General features: G+C 65.0%; 16 protein-coding genes. 5 read left to right on the forward strand and 11 right to left on the reverse strand.

Annotated features, from left to right (window positions below):
- Window positions 1-111 precede the first annotated feature (111 nt).
- Both recQ and ACW5W4_RS14235 read left to right on the forward strand, forming a co-directional pair.
- Window positions 112-1,947: an ATP-dependent DNA helicase RecQ gene (recQ, locus tag ACW5W4_RS14230; RefSeq protein WP_456689809.1), complete on the forward strand. Its 1,836-nt coding sequence runs from the start codon at window positions 112-114 to the stop codon at window positions 1,945-1,947.
- A gap of 38 nt (window positions 1,948-1,985) precedes the next feature.
- On the forward strand, window positions 1,986-2,090 hold the full coding sequence (locus ACW5W4_RS14235) for an HRDC domain-containing protein (RefSeq protein WP_427261195.1): 105 nt from the start codon (window positions 1,986-1,988) through the stop codon (window positions 2,088-2,090).
- Between the two features lie 35 nt (window positions 2,091-2,125).
- On the opposite strand, the gene ACW5W4_RS14240 is transcribed toward ACW5W4_RS14235, so the two are convergent.
- Entirely contained in the window at window positions 2,126-2,428 is a 303-nt protein-coding gene (locus tag ACW5W4_RS14240) for a c-type cytochrome (RefSeq protein WP_456689810.1), read from the reverse strand.
- Between the two features lie 105 nt (window positions 2,429-2,533).
- Here ACW5W4_RS14240 and ACW5W4_RS14245 point away from each other — a divergent pair, with 105 nt between their 5' ends.
- The 3 genes from ACW5W4_RS14245 to ACW5W4_RS14255 all read left to right on the forward strand — a co-directional run bounded on the left by ACW5W4_RS14245 (window position 2,534) and on the right by ACW5W4_RS14255 (window position 5,048).
- Window positions 2,534-3,961, forward strand: coding sequence for a protein adenylyltransferase SelO (locus tag ACW5W4_RS14245; RefSeq protein WP_456689811.1), 1,428 nt, complete (start codon window positions 2,534-2,536; stop codon window positions 3,959-3,961).
- Between the two features lie 28 nt (window positions 3,962-3,989).
- A complete protein-coding gene (locus ACW5W4_RS14250) occupies window positions 3,990-4,283 on the forward strand; it encodes a DUF3630 family protein (RefSeq protein WP_456689812.1) in 294 nt (97 codons plus the stop codon).
- A 93-nt stretch (window positions 4,284-4,376) separates the two neighbouring features.
- Window positions 4,377-5,048 carry a 7-cyano-7-deazaguanine/7-aminomethyl-7-deazaguanine transporter gene (locus tag ACW5W4_RS14255; protein ID WP_456689813.1) on the forward strand — a complete coding sequence of 224 codons (672 nt, stop codon included), beginning with the start codon at window positions 4,377-4,379 and terminating at the stop codon, window positions 5,046-5,048.
- Window positions 5,049-5,361: 313 nt separating this feature from the next.
- Here ACW5W4_RS14255 and rraA read toward each other — a convergent pair whose 3' ends face one another.
- From rraA to ACW5W4_RS14305, 10 genes are all read right to left on the reverse strand, one after another.
- The gene (gene rraA, locus ACW5W4_RS14260) at window positions 5,362-5,847 is read right to left on the reverse strand and encodes a ribonuclease E activity regulator RraA (RefSeq protein ID WP_041998003.1); all 486 of its coding nucleotides are present in this window, start codon (window positions 5,845-5,847) and stop codon (window positions 5,362-5,364) included.
- 140 nt (window positions 5,848-5,987) lie between these two features.
- A complete protein-coding gene (gene cysG / locus ACW5W4_RS14265; protein ID WP_456689814.1) occupies window positions 5,988-7,388 on the reverse strand; it encodes a siroheme synthase CysG in 1,401 nt (466 codons plus the stop codon).
- Between the two features lie 12 nt (window positions 7,389-7,400).
- Window positions 7,401-8,216, reverse strand: a complete 816-nt coding sequence (gene nirC / locus ACW5W4_RS14270) for a nitrite transporter NirC (protein ID WP_456689815.1) — start codon at window positions 8,214-8,216, stop codon at window positions 7,401-7,403.
- A gap of 109 nt (window positions 8,217-8,325) precedes the next feature.
- Complete coding sequence (gene nirD, locus ACW5W4_RS14275) at window positions 8,326-8,643, reverse strand: nitrite reductase small subunit NirD (protein ID WP_456689838.1); 318 nt, start codon at window positions 8,641-8,643, stop codon at window positions 8,326-8,328.
- Window positions 8,643-11,189 (reverse strand): nitrite reductase large subunit NirB, encoded by a 2,547-nt coding sequence (nirB, locus tag ACW5W4_RS14280; protein ID WP_456689816.1) that lies wholly within the window; start codon window positions 11,187-11,189, stop codon window positions 8,643-8,645. Before nirB ends, nirD begins: the two co-directional genes overlap by 1 nt.
- A 295-nt stretch (window positions 11,190-11,484) precedes the next feature.
- Window positions 11,485-12,573 (reverse strand): ABC transporter permease, encoded by a 1,089-nt coding sequence (locus ACW5W4_RS14285; protein ID WP_456689817.1) that lies wholly within the window; start codon window positions 12,571-12,573, stop codon window positions 11,485-11,487.
- Window positions 12,574-12,575: 2 nt separating this feature from the next.
- On the reverse strand, window positions 12,576-13,685 hold the full coding sequence (locus tag ACW5W4_RS14290) for an ABC transporter permease (protein WP_456689818.1): 1,110 nt from the start codon (window positions 13,683-13,685) through the stop codon (window positions 12,576-12,578).
- Window positions 13,682-15,436, reverse strand: coding sequence for an ATP-binding cassette domain-containing protein (locus tag ACW5W4_RS14295; RefSeq protein ID WP_456689819.1), 1,755 nt, complete (start codon window positions 15,434-15,436; stop codon window positions 13,682-13,684). The genes ACW5W4_RS14290 and ACW5W4_RS14295 overlap by 4 nt, the downstream gene beginning before the upstream one ends.
- A complete protein-coding gene (hlyD, locus tag ACW5W4_RS14300; RefSeq protein ID WP_456689820.1) occupies window positions 15,433-16,401 on the reverse strand; it encodes a secretion protein HlyD in 969 nt (322 codons plus the stop codon). Before hlyD ends, ACW5W4_RS14295 begins: the two co-directional genes overlap by 4 nt.
- Complete coding sequence (locus ACW5W4_RS14305) at window positions 16,398-17,039, reverse strand: TetR/AcrR family transcriptional regulator (protein WP_456689821.1); 642 nt, start codon at window positions 17,037-17,039, stop codon at window positions 16,398-16,400. Before ACW5W4_RS14305 ends, hlyD begins: the two co-directional genes overlap by 4 nt.
- Window positions 17,040-17,116: the final 77 nt, after the last annotated feature.

Genomic DNA, 17,116 nt, shown 5'->3' on the forward strand with positions numbered 1-17,116 from the left:
GTCAAGCCGAGTAAAAACTCCAACCAGTCTGCAACACATGGTTAACAGTCGCAATGGCAGGTTTATTGTGGGCGGCGGCTGCTTTAGAATGGCGACCCCAAAGGAGAGCCCATGACCGTCATCGCCGACACCCTGCCCGACCCTCAGCCAGAGAATCCCCTTGCCCTGCTGCAGGCGGTGTTCGGCTATCAGCAGTTCAGGCCGGGTCAGCTGGAGATCATCGAACAGATAGTGGCGGGGCGCGATGGCCTGGTGCTCAAGCCGACCGGCGGCGGCAAGTCCCTCTGCTACCAGATCCCGGCCCTGTTGCGACCCGGTCTGGGGGTGGTGGTCTCCCCCCTCATCTCCCTGATGAAGGATCAGGTCGATACCCTGCGGGCCAACGGGGTGGCGGCGGCCTACATCAACTCGGCCCTGAGCCGGGAGGAGCTGATCCAGCACTTTGCCGCCATGCGCCGGGGCGAGATCAAGATTGTCTATGTCTCCCCCGAGCGGCTGCTGCAACATGAGTTCATGGACAGGCTGGCCGAGCAGCCCCTCGGCCTGTTTGCCATCGACGAGGCCCACTGTGTCTCCCAGTGGGGCCATGATTTTCGCCCCGAGTATGCGGCCCTGGGCCGGCTCAAGCAGTGGTTCCCCCAGGTGCCCGTGGTGGCCCTCACCGCCACCGCCGACGAGGCGACCCGGCGCGATATCCTGCATCGCCTCGAACTGCAGGATCCCTTCGTCCATACCGCCAGTTTCGACCGACCCAATATCCGCTACAGCCTGGTGGAGAAGTTCAAGGCGGCGGAGCAGCTGCTGCGCTATGTCCAGGGCCAGAAGGGCAACTGCGGTATCGTCTATTGCTCCAGCCGCAACCGGGTGGAGGAGGTAGCCGAGCGCCTGGTGCGCCACGGCAGCAAGGCGGCTCCGTACCATGCCGGTCTGCCCCTCGAGCAGCGCCAGCGCACCCAGGAAGATTTCCTCAAGGATGACGTCGAGATAGTGGTGGCGACGGTGGCGTTCGGCATGGGGATAGACAAGCCCAACGTGCGCTTCGTGGTGCACTATGACGTGCCCAAGAATATCGAGTCCTACTACCAGGAGACGGGCCGGGCCGGGCGCGACGGTACCCCGGCCGAGGCGCTGCTGCTCTATGATCCCGCCGACATCGGTCGGGTGCGCCGCCTGCTCGACAACATCGAAAACCCCCAGCAGCTGCAGGTGGAGCAGTACAAGCTCAACGTGATGGCGGCCTTCGCCGAGGCGCAGACCTGCCGCCGCCAGGTGCTGCTCAACTACTTCGGCGAGTACAACGACAAGCCGTGCGGCAACTGCGACATCTGCCTGGATCCCCCCAAGAGCTATGACGGCACCGAAGACGCCCAGAAGGCGCTCTCCTGCGTCTGGCGGGTGGGGCAGGCCTTCGGGGTAGGCTATGTGGTGGAAGTGCTGCGTGGGTCGCTGAACCAGCGTATCAAGGACCACGGCCACGACAAGCTGTCCACCTATGGCATCGGTAAGGATCAGAGCCACGAATACTGGATGAGCGTCATTCGTCAGCTGATCCACAAGGGGCTGCTGACCCAGAACATCACCCGCAATCTGGTGTTGCAGCTGACGGAGGCGTCCCGCCCCGTGCTGCGCGGCGAGGTGACGCTGGCCCTGGCGGTGCCGCGCCTGCAGCCTATCTCCAGCCGCAAGGAGAAGCGCAGCGGCCTGTTGGACAACGCCAACTACGACAAGCGGCTGTTCAAGGAGCTGCGGGCCCTGCGCAAGCAGATCGCCGAGGAGGAGGAGGTGCCTCCCTATGTGGTGTTCAACGACGCCACCCTGGTGGAGATGGCCCAGCTGATGCCCATGACCGAGGCTGAAATGCTGGCAGTCAACGGCGTCGGCCAGCGCAAGCTGGAGCGTTTTGGCGAAGCCTTTATGGATCTGATCATCGACTACTGCCGCCGCTAGGGGGTCAGTTGGGGATGATTGGGTCAAGAGGAATGCCGATGACACAGAGCGAGCTGCAGGCCCTCGCTGGCGTCGGCCAGCGCAAGCTGAAGCGTTTCGGCGAAGCCTTTATGGATCTGATCATCGACGGCTGCCGTCGGTAGGAAGAGTCAGTGCGCCCGGCAGTCGGGCGCATGCTTCACTTCAAGCTGGCGTAATAGGCCGCCAGATTCGCCATGTCCGCCTCGTTCAGCATCGCCATGAAGGGGACCATCAGCGGTTCCTGACGGCTGCCATCCTTGAAGGCCTTCAGTTGCTTGAGCAGATAGGCCGACTGCTGGCCGGCCAGGTGGGGATAGACGGGGACGCTGGCCCTGCCATCCGCCCCGTGACAGGCGGCGCAGACCGCCGCCTTGGCCTTGCCCGCCTCGATATCGGCCGCCCTGGCATGATGCCCCCACGCCAGTGCCAGCAAGGGCAGGGCATATACCCATCTTTGCATCTTCTTCTCCTTGATATGAAATAGAACCATCGCCCGTTAGCCGGAACCGGCCGACGGCGGTATAACAGAGTGACACGAGCATACGCAGGGACGAATCGCACCACCATGAAGCTGATCAATAGTTTTGCCACCGAATTGCCCTGGGCCTGCGAGCCGGTGGCGCCCCAGCCCCTGGCCAACGCCCGCCTGCTGCACCTCAACCGCCCTTTGCTCGGCGCACTGGGGCTAGGCGAGGTGAGCGATGAACAGTGGCTGGCCTGCTGCGGCCAGGCCAGGCCCCTGCCGGGCATGCAGCCGGTGGCCCAGGTCTATGCGGGCCATCAGTTCGGCGGCTACAGCCCGCGCCTGGGAGATGGCCGCGCCCTGCTGCTGGCAGAGCAGCAGGCCCCCGATGGCCAGCGCTGGGATCTGCATCTGAAAGGGGCGGGCAAGACGCCGTTTTCCCGCTTCGGCGACGGCCGCGCCGTGCTGAGATCCAGTATTCGCGAATACCTGGCCTCCGAGGCGCTCCATGCCCTCGGCATCCCCACCACCCGCGCCCTGGTGCTGGTGGGCAGCGACGAGCCCGTCTATCGCGAGACGGTGGAGACGGGGGCGACCGTGCTGCGCACCGCGCCGAGCCACCTGCGCTTCGGCCAGTTCGAATACTTCGCCTGGAGCGGCCAGGGGGAGAAGATCCCCTTGCTCATCGACTATCTGCTGCGCCACCACTTCCCCGAACTGGAGAGTGGCGCCGAGCTGTTTGCCGAGGTGGTGCGCCGCACCGCGCGGCTCATCGCCAAGTGGCAGGCGGCCGGGTTTACCCATGGGGTGATGAACACGGACAACATGTCCATTCTGGGGCTGACCCTGGATTACGGCCCTTACGGCTTCATCGACGGTTACGAGCCCGATTTCGTCTGCAACCATACCGACAGCGGTGGTCGCTATGCCCTCAGCCAGCAGCCGGCCGTGGGCTACTGGAATCTGCAGAAGCTGGCCCAGGCCCTGGCGGATCATGTGGACGGGGAGGCCCTGGCAGCGGCCCTCGGCCAGTACGAGCATCAGCTGATGCTGCACTACTCCGAGCTGATGCGCGCCAGGCTGGGGCTGCTGACCTGGGAGGACGAGGATCCCGCCCTGTTCCGTCAGATGTTCCAGCAGCTGGCGGCGGGCAAGATTGATTACCACCTCTTCCTGCGTCGCCTCGCCCTGGTCGAGGCGAGCGGGCCCTGGCCTGTCTCCCTGCTGGCGTTGTTGCCGGATGCCGCCTCCTGGCAGGGCTGGCTCGACGCCTATCGGGCGCGCCTGGCCCGGGAGGGGAGCGAGGATGCGGCCCGCAAGGGGCGGATGAATGCCGTCAATCCCAAGTATGTGCTGCGCAATGCCCTGGCCCGGCAGGTGATCGAGGCCGCCGAGGGGGGCGACATGGCGCCGTTTGAGCGGCTTTATGCGGCGTTGCAGCATCCCTATGACGAGCAGCCCGAGTTCGAGGCGTTTGCCACCCCGCATCCTGACTGGTATCTGGGGGAAGCACTCTCATGCAGCAGCTGAGCCCGGGGCGGACAAGAGGAGGAGAGCCATGTCAGTGCACTGGCAGGTGACGGGCAGGGATGAGGAGGCCGGCATACTGCTGCTGGGCCATCCTGCTCTGGATTGGGACAGCTTCCCCGTCCTGGCACAGGAGTTGCTGGCCGAGTGGGAACTGATCCCCTTGCAGCGGGACAGCGGCGCCGATCGCCACTGTTGGCAGCTGGCGTTCGAGGCGTGCCGCCTCTGGCTGCACTTCGAGCATCACAGCGGCTGCTGGCTGAGTGCCGACGACGAGGAGGGGAGGGCGACCCTGGGCTGGTTGGCCAGACAGCACAAGGATTGAACTATGGCGTTGGGGGCGTATAATGCCGCCCCTCAATTAGCGCCATGGTGGCGCTATGGGTTCCCTAACCCCATTAACCAAAAAGGTCACAATATGAATCTGACCCCTGCTCAGCACCAGACGGCGCTGACGCGCCTCGCTTTGTTCCACATCCTGATCATCACCAGCAGCAACTATCTGGTGCAGCTGCCGATCACCCTCTTTGGCTTTCACACCACCTGGGGGGCGTTCAGTTTCCCCTTCATCTTCCTGGCGACCGATCTGACGGTACGGATATTCGGCCCGGGCCTGGCCCGCGCCATCATCCGCAGGGTGATGCTGCCGGCGCTGGCGGTCTCCTATGTGCTCTCGGTGCTGTTCTTCGAGGGCAGCTATCAGGGGATGGGTCAGCTGGCGGAGTTCAACCTCTTCGTTGCCCGGATAGCGTTGGCCAGCTTCATGGCCTATCTGGTGGGCCAGTTCATGGACGTGGTGGTGTTCAACCGGCTGCGGCAGCGCGGGGCCTGGTGGGTGGCACCGGCCGCCTCGACCCTGATCGGCAACCTGGTCGATACCCTGGCCTTCTTCAGCATCGCCTTCTGGCGCAGCACGGATCCCTTCATGGCCGAGCACTGGGTCGAAATAGCGACCGTGGACTATGTCTTTAAGCTGCTGATAAGCCTCGGCCTGTTCGTGCCCCTCTATGGCGTCCTGTTGCGCTATCTCAGTCGCAAGCTGGTGGGCCCTGCCCATGGGGAGGGGTTGTCGGCGACCTCCGGCATCTGATCGTCGACTGACGACTCAGGCATCGCCATTGGCCATCCCAGGGTGGTCAATTTTTTTGCAAGATTGGAAAATAAGGGTTGCCAAGTTAAATGAGAATGATTATTGTTAACTTGCGTTCCGGGATAGGCCCCATTCGTTCCAACATGGTGACTTCTTGTGAAAGCACGACATTGCTCACATTGCTTCCAGTTATAGGGCCAGTATTTCTGGCCCTCTTTTTTTGCCCCACTTTTGCTGTTTCTCCCTCTTTTTCCGCCGTCTTCCCATAAAAAATGGGAGCCAGCGGCTCCCATCTCTTCCGGCCGGACAAGGCCTATTCGATATCCAGCGGATCCGGGGAGAGGATCACCCCAGTGGTATCTGCGTAGAGGTGGTCATCCGGCAGGAAGGTGACGCCGCCGAAGTTGACCGGCAGATCCGTTTCACCCACTTCCTTGCGATCGGCACCGACCGGGATGGCGGCCAGGGCCTGGATGCCGATATCCAGATCTTCCAGCACGTCTACCTCGCGCACGCAGCCGTAGCAGACGATCCCTTCCCACTCGTTTTCTGCCGCCGTGGTGGCGATCTCGCCGTCGATCAGCGCCCGGCGCATGGAGCCGCCGCCATCGATCAGCAGCACGCGGCCGACGCCGTTCTCCTTGACCATCTCACGGATCAGGCCGTTGGATTCGAAGCATTTGACCGTGGTGATGACACCACCGAAGGAGGCGCGTCCGCCGAAGGAGCAGAGCATGGGTTCGAGTACATCAACCATGTCCTGATAGATGTCGCAAAGTTCTGAAGTGTTGTATTCCATTGTGTCAGTCCACCGCTGGAAACAGGTGGATCCAGTATAAGGACTGAGACCGGCATTTCAATGAATATTCCTTGAACAACAAGTGGCTGGCGCCCACCCGCCGGCTGCTGGCGCCGCGCCCTGCCCCTATCAAGGCCTCATCAGGCCGATGCCCTCCGCCCCGGGGCCACTTCCCCAAACCAGGCGAGCTGGTCGGCCAGGGTCACCACCGAGCCCACCATGATGAGGGCCGGGCTCTCGACGCCTTGCGCCAGCGCGGGCAACTCATCGAGGGTGCCGCGAATGACCCGCTGGCTGGGCTGGGTGCCGCGCTCGATGAGGGCCACCGGGGTGTTGCCCCCCTTGCCGTGGGCCAGCAACTGCTCGCGGATAGTGGCGCAAGAGGAAAGCCCCATATAGAACACCAGGGTCTGTTTGTCTCTGGCCAGCAGCGGCCAGTCGAGATCCTGGGCGCCCCCCTTGCCGTGGGCGGTGACAAAGCGCACGCTCTGGGCGTGATCCCGGTGGGTCAGGGGAATGCCGGCATACGCCGCGCAGCCGCTGGCCGCCGTGATCCCCGGCACCACCTGAAAGCCGATGCCGCTACCGACCAGCGTTTCCAGCTCCTCGCCACCACGGCCGAAGATGAAGGGGTCACCCCCCTTGAGGCGCACCACCCGTTGCCCCTTCTTCGCCTCGTCCAGCAAGAGCTGGTTGATCCCCTCCTGCGGCACGCAGTGGTTGCCCGCCTGCTTGCCGACGAAGATACGTTTGGCATCCCGGCGCACCAGCGCCATCACCTCGTCCGAGACCAGCCGGTCATAGACCACCACGTCCGCCTGCTGCATCTGGCGCAGGGCGTGCAGGGTGAGCAGGCCCGGATCGCCGGGGCCGGCCCCCACCAGCACCACCTCGCCAGCGCTCTGGCTTTCGTCGGCAAACAGGTTGTCGGCCAGTTGGTGGGCAGAGGCGCTATCGCCGCGCGCCAGCGCCTGACCGAGGCGGTCGGCGCCGAGCAGTCGCTCCCAGAACTGGCGCCGCTCCCCCATGGTGGCGAAGCGGGCCTTGACCCTGTCTCTCAGGCCGCCGGCAAAGGCCGCCACGGCGCCAAGATGTTGCGGCAGCAGGGCCTCCAGCTTCTCCCGCAGCAAACGAGCCAGCACAGGGGCCTTGCCACCGGAGGAGATGGCCACCATCAGCGGCGAGCGGTCGATGATGGACGGCATGATGAAGCTGGAGCGTTTGGGGTCGTCCACCACGTTGGCGAAGATGCCCGCCTGGTTCGCGCTCTGGTAGACCAGGGCGTTCACCTCGCGCCGATCGGTGGCGGCCACCACCAGCCACTTGCCCGTCAGCTGCACTGGCTCGAATTCACCGGCCAGCCACTCGATGCTCCCGTTGGCAGCCAGTTCCGCCAGCTCGGGGTCGAGTTCGGGCGCCACGACTGTGAGGTGGGCACCGGCATCCAGCAGCAGGCGCGCCTTGCGCTCAGCCACCTCGCCGCCGCCGACCAGCAGCACGGGTTTGTTGTCGAGTCGGCAAAAGATGGGCAAGTAGTCCATGGGGCCTCCTGATCAGGCGGTTTGGGTCTGGCTGATGGTGGTGGTGGTGGCGTCGCTCACCGCGACCGGGCGCTCCGCCTTGGGGGTGGCATACCAGTAGCCGAGGCCCATGAAGAGGGCGCCGGAGACTGTGTTGCCCAGGGTCACCCACAGCAGGTTGTGGCCGATGCCGCCCAGGGTGTAGGCCTCGGAATGGGCGCCGAACCAGGAGAGGGCGAACAGGGTCATGTTGGCGACCGAGTGCTCGTAGCCGGAGGCGATAAAGGCCAGCAGGCACCACCAGATGGCGATGAACCTGGCAGCACCCTCGGTGCGCAGCGCCATCCAGATGGCGAGGCAGACCAGCCAGTTGCAGAGGATTCCCTTCATGAACAGGGTCAACGCCGGTGCCTGGGTCTTGGCCAGCGCCACCTTGTGCGCCAGGCTGCCCGCGTCCGGCAGCAGGCTGCCGCCGTAGGAGTAGATGAGCGCCACCGCGATGGAGCCGAGCAGATTGCCGGCCCAGGTCTGCGGCAGGATGCGCAGCAGATCGGCCATGGCGATCCTGCCCGTCTTCACCCCGAAGGTGAGGAACATGGTGTGGCCGGTGAACAGCTCGGAGCCGGCGATGATGACCAGGGTCAGGGCTATGCCGAAGGTGGCCCCCATCACCAGCGGACGGATGCTCGGATCCACCAGGTTGCCCAGGGTGAAGATGAGTATGATGCCCAGGCCCACATAGGCCCCCGCCATGGCGGAGCTGAGCCAGAAGCCCAGCTTGTCGCTGCGCTCGAAGCGGTTGATGCGGGCCGCGTTGGCGGCGCACTTGTTGATGGTTTCCGTATACATCTTTTGAGTCCTTGAAAGGGCTGCCCATGGGCAGCCCGGGCATTTTTTACCCCCTCCCTGCCTCCCCCTTGTTAAGGGGGAGGTGTTTTTTTGGGGGTGGGGTCTGATGTTAGACGGCGACCCAAACCTGCTGGTCGCGCACTTCAACGACATAGGCCGCAATCGACATGGCGGCGTTTTCGAGGCAGTGGCCGTCGCTCAGGCGAAAGTGCTGCTTCTTGAGGGGGCTGGCGACCCAGAGCTCGCCCTCGTGTTCACCTACGATGCCGCGTGACAGCACGTTGGCGGCGAAGAAGGGATCCCGGTTGTCGATGGCGAACACCTCGGCGGCCGCGCTAGGGCGGAACAGGGCGATCTGGCGACCCTCGATCAGGGCGCAGACACCGGTGCCCGGAAAAATCTCATTGAGTTGACAGGCTAATTTCATCATTTGGTTTCCACCTCGATCTGGTAGACGGGGATGCGCTCGGCCGGGGTGGCGGGTCTGTGCTGGTCGCGCTCGCTGACGAACTGCACGTCCGGGTCGCGCTTGTCGCTGTTGATGAAGTGGCTGAAGCGCTGCAACGCTTGCTCTTCGTTGAGGGTACGGGACCATTCGCATTCGTAGCTGTCGATCAGCACCTGGATGTCGCGCTCCAGGGTCTCGGCCAGCCCCAGCTTGTCGTCGACGATCACCTCGCGCAGGTAGTCGACGCCCCCTTCCAGGTTGCCGAGCCAGACAGAGGTGCGCTGCAGTTTGTCGGCGCTGGTGACGTAGAACATCATAAAGCGGTCGATCAACCGGACTAACGTCTCGCGGTCGAGATCCGAAGCCAGTAGGTCGGCGTGGCGCGGCTTCATGCCGCCGTTGCCGCCCACATAGAGGTTCCAGCCCGCGTCGGTGGCGATGATGCCGACGTCCTTGCCCTGGGCTTCTGCGCATTCACGGGTACAGCCGGAGACGCCGAACTTCATCTTGTGGGGGGTGCGAATGCCCTTGTAGCGGTTCTCGAGGAAGACCCCGAGGCCGACGCTGTCCTGCACGCCGAAGCGGCACCAGGTGCTGCCGACGCAGGTCTTGGCCATGCGCAGCGCCTTGGCGTAGGCCTGACCGGTCTCGAAACCCGCCGCCAGCAGCTTGCGCCAGATGGCGGGCAGATCATCCTTCTGGGCCCCGAACAGGCCGATGCGCTGGGCGCCGGTGATCTTGGTGTAGAGCTGGTAGTCGCGGGCCACTTCGGCCACCGCCAGCAGCCCTGCCGGGGTCACTTCACCGCCGGCCATGCGCGGGATGACGGAGTAGCTGCCGTCCTTTTGCATGTTGCCGAGGAAGATGTCGTTGGTGTCCTGCAGCTGGGTGTTGAGCGGGCTCAGCACATAGTCGTTCCAGCAGGAGGCGAGGATGGAGCCGACGGTCGGTTTGCACACCTCGCAGCCATGGCCGTGACCGTGCTTGGCCAGCAGCTCGTCGAAGCTCTTGATCCCCTCCACCTTGACCAGATGGAACAGCTCCTGACGGGAGTGGGGGAAGTGGGCGCAGAGGTGGTTGTTGACCTCGATGCCCTGCTTCACCAGCTCGGCGTTGAGCACCTGGCTGATGAGGGGCACGCAGCCGCCGCAACCGGTGCCGGCCTTGGTGTGCTGCTTGATGGCGGCCAGCGTGGTGTGACCCTCGGCCACCGCCTGGGCTATGTCGCCCTTGGAGACGTCGAAGCAGGAGCAGATCTGGGCGGTGGACGGCAGGGCATCCACCCCCAGGGTCGGCTTGGCACCGGCGTAGGCAGGCAGGATCAGGGTATCCGGGTGGCTCGGCAGCGGCAGGGCGTTGAGCATCAGCTGCAGCAGGTTGCCGTAATCTTCCACATCCCCCACCAGCACGGCGCCGAGCAATCGGCTGTTGTCTTCGCTCACCACTATCTTCTTGTAGACGCCGGCCTGGTCATCCTGGAACACATAGCTGTGGCTGCCCGGGGTGCGGCCGTGGGCATCACCGATGGAGCCGACGGAGACGCCGAGCAGCTTGAGCTTGGCGCTCATGTCCGCCCCCTCGAACCGGCTGTCGCCGCCGAGCAGATGGTCGACGGTGATCTGGGCCATCTTGTAGCCCGGCGCCACCAGCCCGAAGAAGCGGCCCTGCCAGGCGGCGCACTCACCGATGGCATAGATGTCGGGGTCTGAGGTGAGGCAGTGATCGTCGATCAGCACACCGCCGCGCTCGGCGATGGCCAGTTCGCTATAACGGCCCAGGGTGTCCTGCGGGCGGATGCCGGTGGAGAAGACAACCACATCCACGTCAAGGGCGCTGCCATCTGCGAAGGCGAGGCGGTGTTTCGCCTGCTCACCGCCGTGCATCAGGATTTCGCTGGTGCTCTTGCTGGTGTGAACCTGCACGCCCATGGACTCTATCTTGCGGCGCAGCAGCTGGCCGCCCTGACCGTCGAGCTGCTCCGCCATCAATACCGGGGCGAATTCCACCACGTGGGTCTCGAGGCCCAGCGCCTTGAGGGCACCGGCCGCTTCCAAGCCGAGCAGGCCGCCACCCACCACAACGCCGCTCTTGCCGCTCTTGGCGGCGCTGCGGATGGCTTTCAGATCTTCGATGGTGCGATAGACGAAGCACTCGTGGTGCTGACTGCCCTGGATGGGCGGCACCCAGGGGTAGGAGCCGGTGGCCAGTACCAGCTTGTCATAGCCGACCACAGTGCCCTTGTTGGAGTGCACCTCGCGGGCCGCCCTGTCGATTTTTTTCACCGCTTCGCCGAGCAGCAACCGGATGCCGTGCTTCTCGTAGAAACCGGGTTTGACGAGGGAGAGATCTTCGCTGGTGTGGTGGGAGAAGTAGGAGGAGAGATGGACACGATCGTAGGCGGGACGCGGTTCTGCACCGAAGACGGTGATCTCGAACCGGTCCGGATCGGATCGCTCGATCAACTCTTCGATGAAGCGGTGCCCCACCATGCCGTTGCCGATAACGGCCAGCCTGACTTTGCTCATGATTGCCTCTGATTTGGAGTAATAAAACATCATTCTGAAGCTAGGCTACCCAGTCGGCGGGGGCGGTCGATTGATGCAAATCAAGTGTCTATTTATATATCTCGTTAGGGGTAATTTCGATGCAATTCAATACTATATAAAAATAGGTATACCAGTTGATGATTTCTGCACTGGTCTGGGGCGAGGTATGGCGAAGAGAAAGGGCGGTTTACTGAGCGCAGGACAGTGAAAAGGCCTGCCCAAAAAAGACCGGTCTCGTGCTGGCGAGACCGGCATCGGCGAACAAGGGGGCGGGTCAGGCGATATGGCGGCGGAACATGGCCAGCGCCAGGGACAGGGAGACACCGGCGATGGCGAGCAGGGGCCAGAGCAGGGGCCAGGCCGCCGACCAGCCGAGATCCTTGAGGAAGACCCCCTTGAGCAGCAGGATGAAGTGACTGAGGGGATCCATGGCCGCCAGCCACTGGAACAATAGCGGCATGTTCTCGATGGGGGAGACGTAGCCCGAGAGGATCACCGCCGGCACCATGAAGGAGAAGACCCCGAGAAACGCCTGCTGCTGGGTCGAACAGAGGGACGAGACGAAGAGTCCTATCCCCGCCAGCGCCAACCCGTAGCAGACCATGCCTGCCATCAGCAGCGTGGTGCTGCCGCCAAACGGCACCTGATAGACGAAGCGGGCCGCCAACGCGACTATGGTGCCCTGGCCCACCGCCACCAGGATGCCGGGCACCGCCTTGCCCGCCATGATCCAGCCTGCGGTGAGGGGGGAGACCAGCAACTGATCGAAGGTGCCCTCTTCCCGCTCCCGCGCCACCGACAGGGCGGTGACGATAAGGCAGCCTATGGTGGTGATGATGGCCACCAGGGAGGGCAGTATGTGCCAGCTGAACTCTATGTTGGGGTTGTAGAGGTGGCGCACCGTGAGCTCCGGCAGCCCCTTGCCCTCGCTCTGCCAGCGGGCGATCACCTGACTGATGTAGCCTGCCGCCACCTGACCCCCGTTGGAGCGGCGCCCGTCGATGATCAGCTGCACCTTGGCGGTGTCGCCGCGCGCCAGGCGACGGGAGAAATCCTGCGGAATGATGAGGCCGATCAGGGCCTGCTGCCCGGTGATGGCCTCTGTCATCCCCGCCTCGCCCGCCACCGGCATGACGGTGGTGAAGGCGGGCATATGGGTGAGGCGCTCGATGAGCTCCCGGCTCTGCGTCCCCCCATCCTGGTCGTAGATGGCGAGCGTGTTGCCGGTCACCTCCAGGGTGGCGGCGAAGGGGAAGAGGGCCGTTTGCAGCAACACCGGCATGATGAGCAGGAAGCGTCCCTGGGTATTGCCAAGCAGGGCCTGCAACTCTTTTCGGATCAGCCACCAGAGTCGAGTCAGCATGTTTACTCCAGGGTGCGCCGCGTCTTGCGGGCGGTGAGGGCCAGCCAGAAGGCGGCCAGCAGCAACAGGCAGACGCCGTTGACCAGCAGGATGGAGAGCACGTTGCCCGCCTGGTAGAGGGTCTGCAACGAGCTCGCGAAGTAGCGGGCCGGGATCAGGTGGGTGATGGCTCGCAACAGCGGCGGCATGCTGGCGATTTCGAACACGAAGCCCGAGAGCATCATGGCCGGCAGAAACGCAGCCGTCAGCGCGGCCTGGGCGGCGTTGAACTGGCTGCGCATCACGGTAGAGAGAAAGAGCCCGAGCCCGAGGGCGCTGCCGAGAAACAGGGTGGTGAGCGCGAACAGGGAGAGCAACGAGCCGCGCCAGGGCACCCCCATCACGGCCACCGAGAAGAGCAGGCAGATGAGCATGGCGGCGATGCCGAGTCCGTAGTAGGGCAACAGCTTGGAGAGCAGCAGCTCTGTCTTGGTCACCGGGGTGGCGAGCAGGGCCTCCATGGTGCCGCGCTCCCACTCCCGGGCCACCACCAGGGAGGTGAGCAGGGCGCCTATGATGGTCATCACCACGGCGATGGAGCCCGGCACCAGGAAGTTGCGGCTCACCAGGGCCGGGTTGAACCAGGCGCGGCTCTCCACCGCCACCGGCAGGGAGACTCCCTCCCTGACGAGCCACCCCTGCCAGATCCCCTGCACATAGTTGGTGACGAAGTTCGCCGTGTTGGGTTCGGAGCCGTCGGTGAGCAGCAAGACCCTGGGGGTGCTGCCGCCCTGGCCCGCCATGGCACGGGAGAACCCCTCGTCGATCACCAGCAGGCCGCGGATCTCGCCGCGCTCAAGGCTGCCGAGCAGCGCCTCCTTGCTCGGACCGCCCTGGACCTCAAGGGCGTTCGAGCCGCGCAGGGCCTGTTCGAGGCGGATGGCCGGGGCGCCGCCGTCGGTGCGCCAGATGCCGAGGCGCAGGTGGTCCACGTCCAGGTTGATGGCGTAGCCCATCACCACCAGCAGCACCACGGGCATGATGAAGGCAATCAGGATGCTGCTGGGGTCGCGTACTATTTGCAGGGACTCCTTGTGGCACAGGGCCAGCAGACGGCGGCGGTTGATGCTCATGCGTCCTCCTCGCTGGCCTGCTCGACTAGCGTGATAAAGGCCTCTTCCATTGTGGGTAACGAAGAGGTTGGCAAGGAGGGGGGGTTGCCTCCGGCGGCACTGGCCTTGAGTTCGTCCGGGGTGCCGAGCGCCAGCAGGCGACCGCGGTAGATGAGGGCGATGCGGTCGCAATACTCCGCCTCGTCCATGAAGTGGGTGGTGACCAGCACTGTGACCCCGTGATCGGCCAGGGCGTTGATGTGGGACCAGAACTCCCGCCGGGTCACAGGGTCGACCCCTGAGGTAGGCTCGTCGAGGAACAGCAGCGGCGGCTCGTGGAGCAGGGCGCAGGCGAGGGACAGGCGCTGGCGCAGGCCCAGCGGCAGGGATTCCGCCTTCTGATCGAGCCAGGGGGCGAGGGAAAAGGCCGCCACCATGGCATCGATCCGCGTCTGCTGCTGGCGGCCGAACAGGCCGTAGATGCCGGCGAAGAAGGCGAGGTTCTGGGCCACGGTGAGCTGCTTGTAGAGGGAGAACTTCTGGGCCATATAGCCGAGGTGCTGGCGCGCCGCCGAGGGGCTGCGGGCCAGATCGATGCCGGTCACCAGCGCCTGCCCGCTGCTTGGGCGCAGCAGGCCGCACTCCATCTTGAAGGTGGTGGACTTGCCCGCGCCGTTGGGGCCGAGCAGGCCGAAGATCTCGCCGCGACGCACCGCGAAGCTGACGTCGTCGGTGGCGGTGAAATCCCCGAAACGCTTGGTGAGGCGGCGAGCCTCGATCACCGCCTCCTGGGAGACCCCCTCGGGCAGGCTGGCCTTGCGCATCAGCTGCGCCAGGCTGGATTCCCCACCCGGGCCGCCCCCCAGCAGATCGATAAAGGCATCCTCCAGCCTGGCCTGGGTCGGTACTAAGGTGCCCTCCCTCACGTTCAGCTCCGCCAGGGGAGGCGGCATCTGGTCCGGGTGCAGCAGCAGGCGTACCCTCTCCCCCGCCACAGTGCCGTCCATCACCGCCGGGTGGGCCAGGGCGTGGCGCAACAGGGCGCGCCGCTCCCGGCCGTCCAGTTCTCCGGCTTCCAGCAGCCAGCAGCGGCTCGCCATGGCTCCCATGAGTGTCGCCGGGGTGCCGCTGGTGCGCACTTCGCCGTCCGCCATCAGCAGCACGTGGTCGCACAGCTCGGCCTCATCGAGGTAGGCTGTGCTCCAGAGCACCGTCATGCCTCCCTGGGCCAGCTCGCGCACCATCTGCCAGAGGGCGCGGCGGGAGATGGGATCGACCCCGACCCCGGGCTCGTCCAGCAGCAGCACGTCCGGGGTGCCGAGCAGGGCGCAGGCCAGCCCCAGCTTCTGCTTCATCCCCCCCGACAGCTTGCCCGCCGGCCGTGCGGTGAAGCGGGCGAGATCGGTGAAGGCGAGCAGCCGCTCGAAGGTGGGGCTGCGCTCTGGCTCCAGCACGCCGCGCAAGTCAGCATAGAGGTTGAGGTTCTCCTGCACGCTGAGATCCTCGTAGAGCCCGAACTGCTGGGGCATGTAGCCCAGCCGCTGACGCAGGGCATCCCCCTCGCGCACCGGATCCAGCCCCAGCACCCGTATGGTGCCCGCCTCCGGCACCAGCAGACCGGCCAGCAGGCGCAGCAAAGTGCTCTTGCCAGCGCCGTCGGGCCCCACCAGGCCCGTGATGCCGCCGGTCGGAATGGTGGCCGAGATGGCGTTGAGAGCCACCCGTTCGCCAAAGCACTTGGTGACCCCGGCGAGCTGGATGGCGGCGTTCATGGCTGCAGCCTGACGGTGACCGGCATCCCCTGGCGCAGGGCAGAGTCAGGATCCTGCACCACGATGCGCAGCCGGTAGACCAGGTGGGTGCGCAGATCCGGCGTCTCCACGGATTTGGGGGTGAACTCGGCGGTGGGGGAGACAAAGCCCACCACCCCCTGATAGGGCTTGTCCGGCCTTGAGTCAGTGGTCAGGGTCACCCTGGCACCGCTCGGGAAGTGGCCGAGCCAGGGCTCCTCCACATAGGCGCGTACCCAGACAGGCGCGGTCAGGGAGAGGTTGAAGGCCGTTGCGCCGCTTTGCACCATGCTGCCGGTTTCGACGGCGCGAGTGAGGATGATGCCGTCGCTCGGGGCTGCCAGCACAGCGTCGGCGAGCGCCAGTTCGGCACTGGCGAGCGTCGCCTTGGCCCCTTGCAGCTCGGCATCTGACTGGGCGATCTCTTCGGGGCGATAGCCGGTTTCGAGCTGGGCCAGTTGCTCCCGGGCGGAGCTTACCTGGGCCCGGGTCTGATCCCGCTGGGAGCGGGCGCTGTCGAGCTGACCGCGGGAGATGGCGCCGGTGGCGGCCAATGCGCTCTGGCGACGCCACTGTTTGTCGGCTTCCAGGGCGGCGGCGTCTGCGGCGGCCAGGGCGGCCCGGGCCCGATCCGTCTCTTCCCTGCGATACCCCTTGTGGATCAAGGCGTTGGCAGCTTCGATCGCGGCCAGATTGGCGCGGGCGCTGTCGCGCTGGTGGGTGAGGGGCACGGGATCGAGACGGGCCAGCAATTGGCCTGCTTTTACGCTATCCCCCTCATCCACCAGCACCTCGCTGACCCTGCCGCCGACCCTGAATGCCAGGTTGACGTCGCGAATATCGACGTTGCCGTAGAGGATGGAGCCGTCGGCCGGACGGCCCTGCCACCAGAGGTAGCCACTGAGCAGGGCCAGCAGCACGGCCAGGATGGCGATTCGCTGTTTCATGTAGGATCTCCTTCCTTCATGTCAGTAGGACGCAAGCCGCGCAGGGCCCACGTCAGGCGTTGCCGGGCGGCCTCGGGATTGTCTATCTGGGACAAAAACGGCGCCGCCTCCGGAGGCAGCCAGCCGAGCTGGCGACCGCCACCGGCGATCACCAGGGGCAGACCGACCGACCCCATGATGAAGATCATCAGCTGCAGCGGGTGGCCCGCCACCAGGGATCCTTCCGCCTGCGCTGTGCGCACCTGTTCGAGCAGCAGCAGGGGATGGCGGCGCGGCAGGCTTAGCAGAAAGCGCTGGGCCGCGCTCTCGCCGGCCAGGGCATCGCCAAAGAGGTGGTTGATAAAGCCGCGCTGGCGCGCCACCAGACCGATCAGGGCTTCCATGGTGGTTTCGAACGCCGCCAGGGCGCTGGGGTAAGTGCCTTTGGCCGCCACCGCCTTGAGCTCATCAAAGAGGGGGGCGTACCAGAGCTCCACCAGCTCATCGATGAAGGCGTCGCGGTTGCCGAAGTGGTAGACGAAGGAGCCGAGATTGACCTCGGCCGCCGCCGCCAGCTCGCGCACCGTGAGGCCGCGCAGCCCCTTGTCGGCGGCGAGGGCAAGGCCGGTATCGAGCAGTTTTTGACGAGTGGGGTGCATCTAACAAGGCTCCTGCTGCACAGATTTTGATCTGAATTATACGCTCGTATAAACCCAAGGAAAGGGGGCGGGTCGAT

This window comes from Aeromonas crassostreae, from assembly GCF_054052445.1.

Excerpts from the sequence above, each read along its gene's own strand:
- cysG (WP_456689814.1), bottom strand. The coding sequence starts at position 7,388 with ATGGACTACTTGCCCATCTTTTGCCGACTCGACAACAAACCCGTGCTG.
- ACW5W4_RS14245 (WP_456689811.1), top strand. The coding sequence starts at position 2,534 with ATGAAGCTGATCAATAGTTTTGCCACCGAATTGCCCTGGGCCTGCGAG.
- ACW5W4_RS14290 (WP_456689818.1), bottom strand. The coding sequence starts at position 13,685 with ATGAGCATCAACCGCCGCCGTCTGCTGGCCCTGTGCCACAAGGAGTCC.
- ACW5W4_RS14285 (WP_456689817.1), bottom strand. The coding sequence starts at position 12,573 with ATGCTGACTCGACTCTGGTGGCTGATCCGAAAAGAGTTGCAGGCCCTG.
- ACW5W4_RS14295 (WP_456689819.1), bottom strand. The coding sequence starts at position 15,436 with ATGAACGCCGCCATCCAGCTCGCCGGGGTCACCAAGTGCTTTGGCGAA.
- recQ (WP_456689809.1), top strand. The coding sequence starts at position 112 with ATGACCGTCATCGCCGACACCCTGCCCGACCCTCAGCCAGAGAATCCC.
- nirB (WP_456689816.1), bottom strand. The coding sequence starts at position 11,189 with ATGAGCAAAGTCAGGCTGGCCGTTATCGGCAACGGCATGGTGGGGCAC.
- nirD (WP_456689838.1), bottom strand. The coding sequence starts at position 8,643 with ATGAAATTAGCCTGTCAACTCAATGAGATTTTTCCGGGCACCGGTGTC.
- nirC (WP_456689815.1), bottom strand. The coding sequence starts at position 8,216 with ATGTATACGGAAACCATCAACAAGTGCGCCGCCAACGCGGCCCGCATC.
- ACW5W4_RS14235 (WP_427261195.1), top strand. The coding sequence starts at position 1,986 with ATGACACAGAGCGAGCTGCAGGCCCTCGCTGGCGTCGGCCAGCGCAAG.
- hlyD (WP_456689820.1), bottom strand. The coding sequence starts at position 16,401 with ATGAAACAGCGAATCGCCATCCTGGCCGTGCTGCTGGCCCTGCTCAGT.
- ACW5W4_RS14255 (WP_456689813.1), top strand. The coding sequence starts at position 4,377 with ATGAATCTGACCCCTGCTCAGCACCAGACGGCGCTGACGCGCCTCGCT.
- ACW5W4_RS14305 (WP_456689821.1), bottom strand. The coding sequence starts at position 17,039 with ATGCACCCCACTCGTCAAAAACTGCTCGATACCGGCCTTGCCCTCGCC.
- ACW5W4_RS14250 (WP_456689812.1), top strand. The coding sequence starts at position 3,990 with ATGTCAGTGCACTGGCAGGTGACGGGCAGGGATGAGGAGGCCGGCATA.
- ACW5W4_RS14240 (WP_456689810.1), bottom strand. The coding sequence starts at position 2,428 with ATGCAAAGATGGGTATATGCCCTGCCCTTGCTGGCACTGGCGTGGGGG.
- rraA (WP_041998003.1), bottom strand. The coding sequence starts at position 5,847 with ATGGAATACAACACTTCAGAACTTTGCGACATCTATCAGGACATGGTT.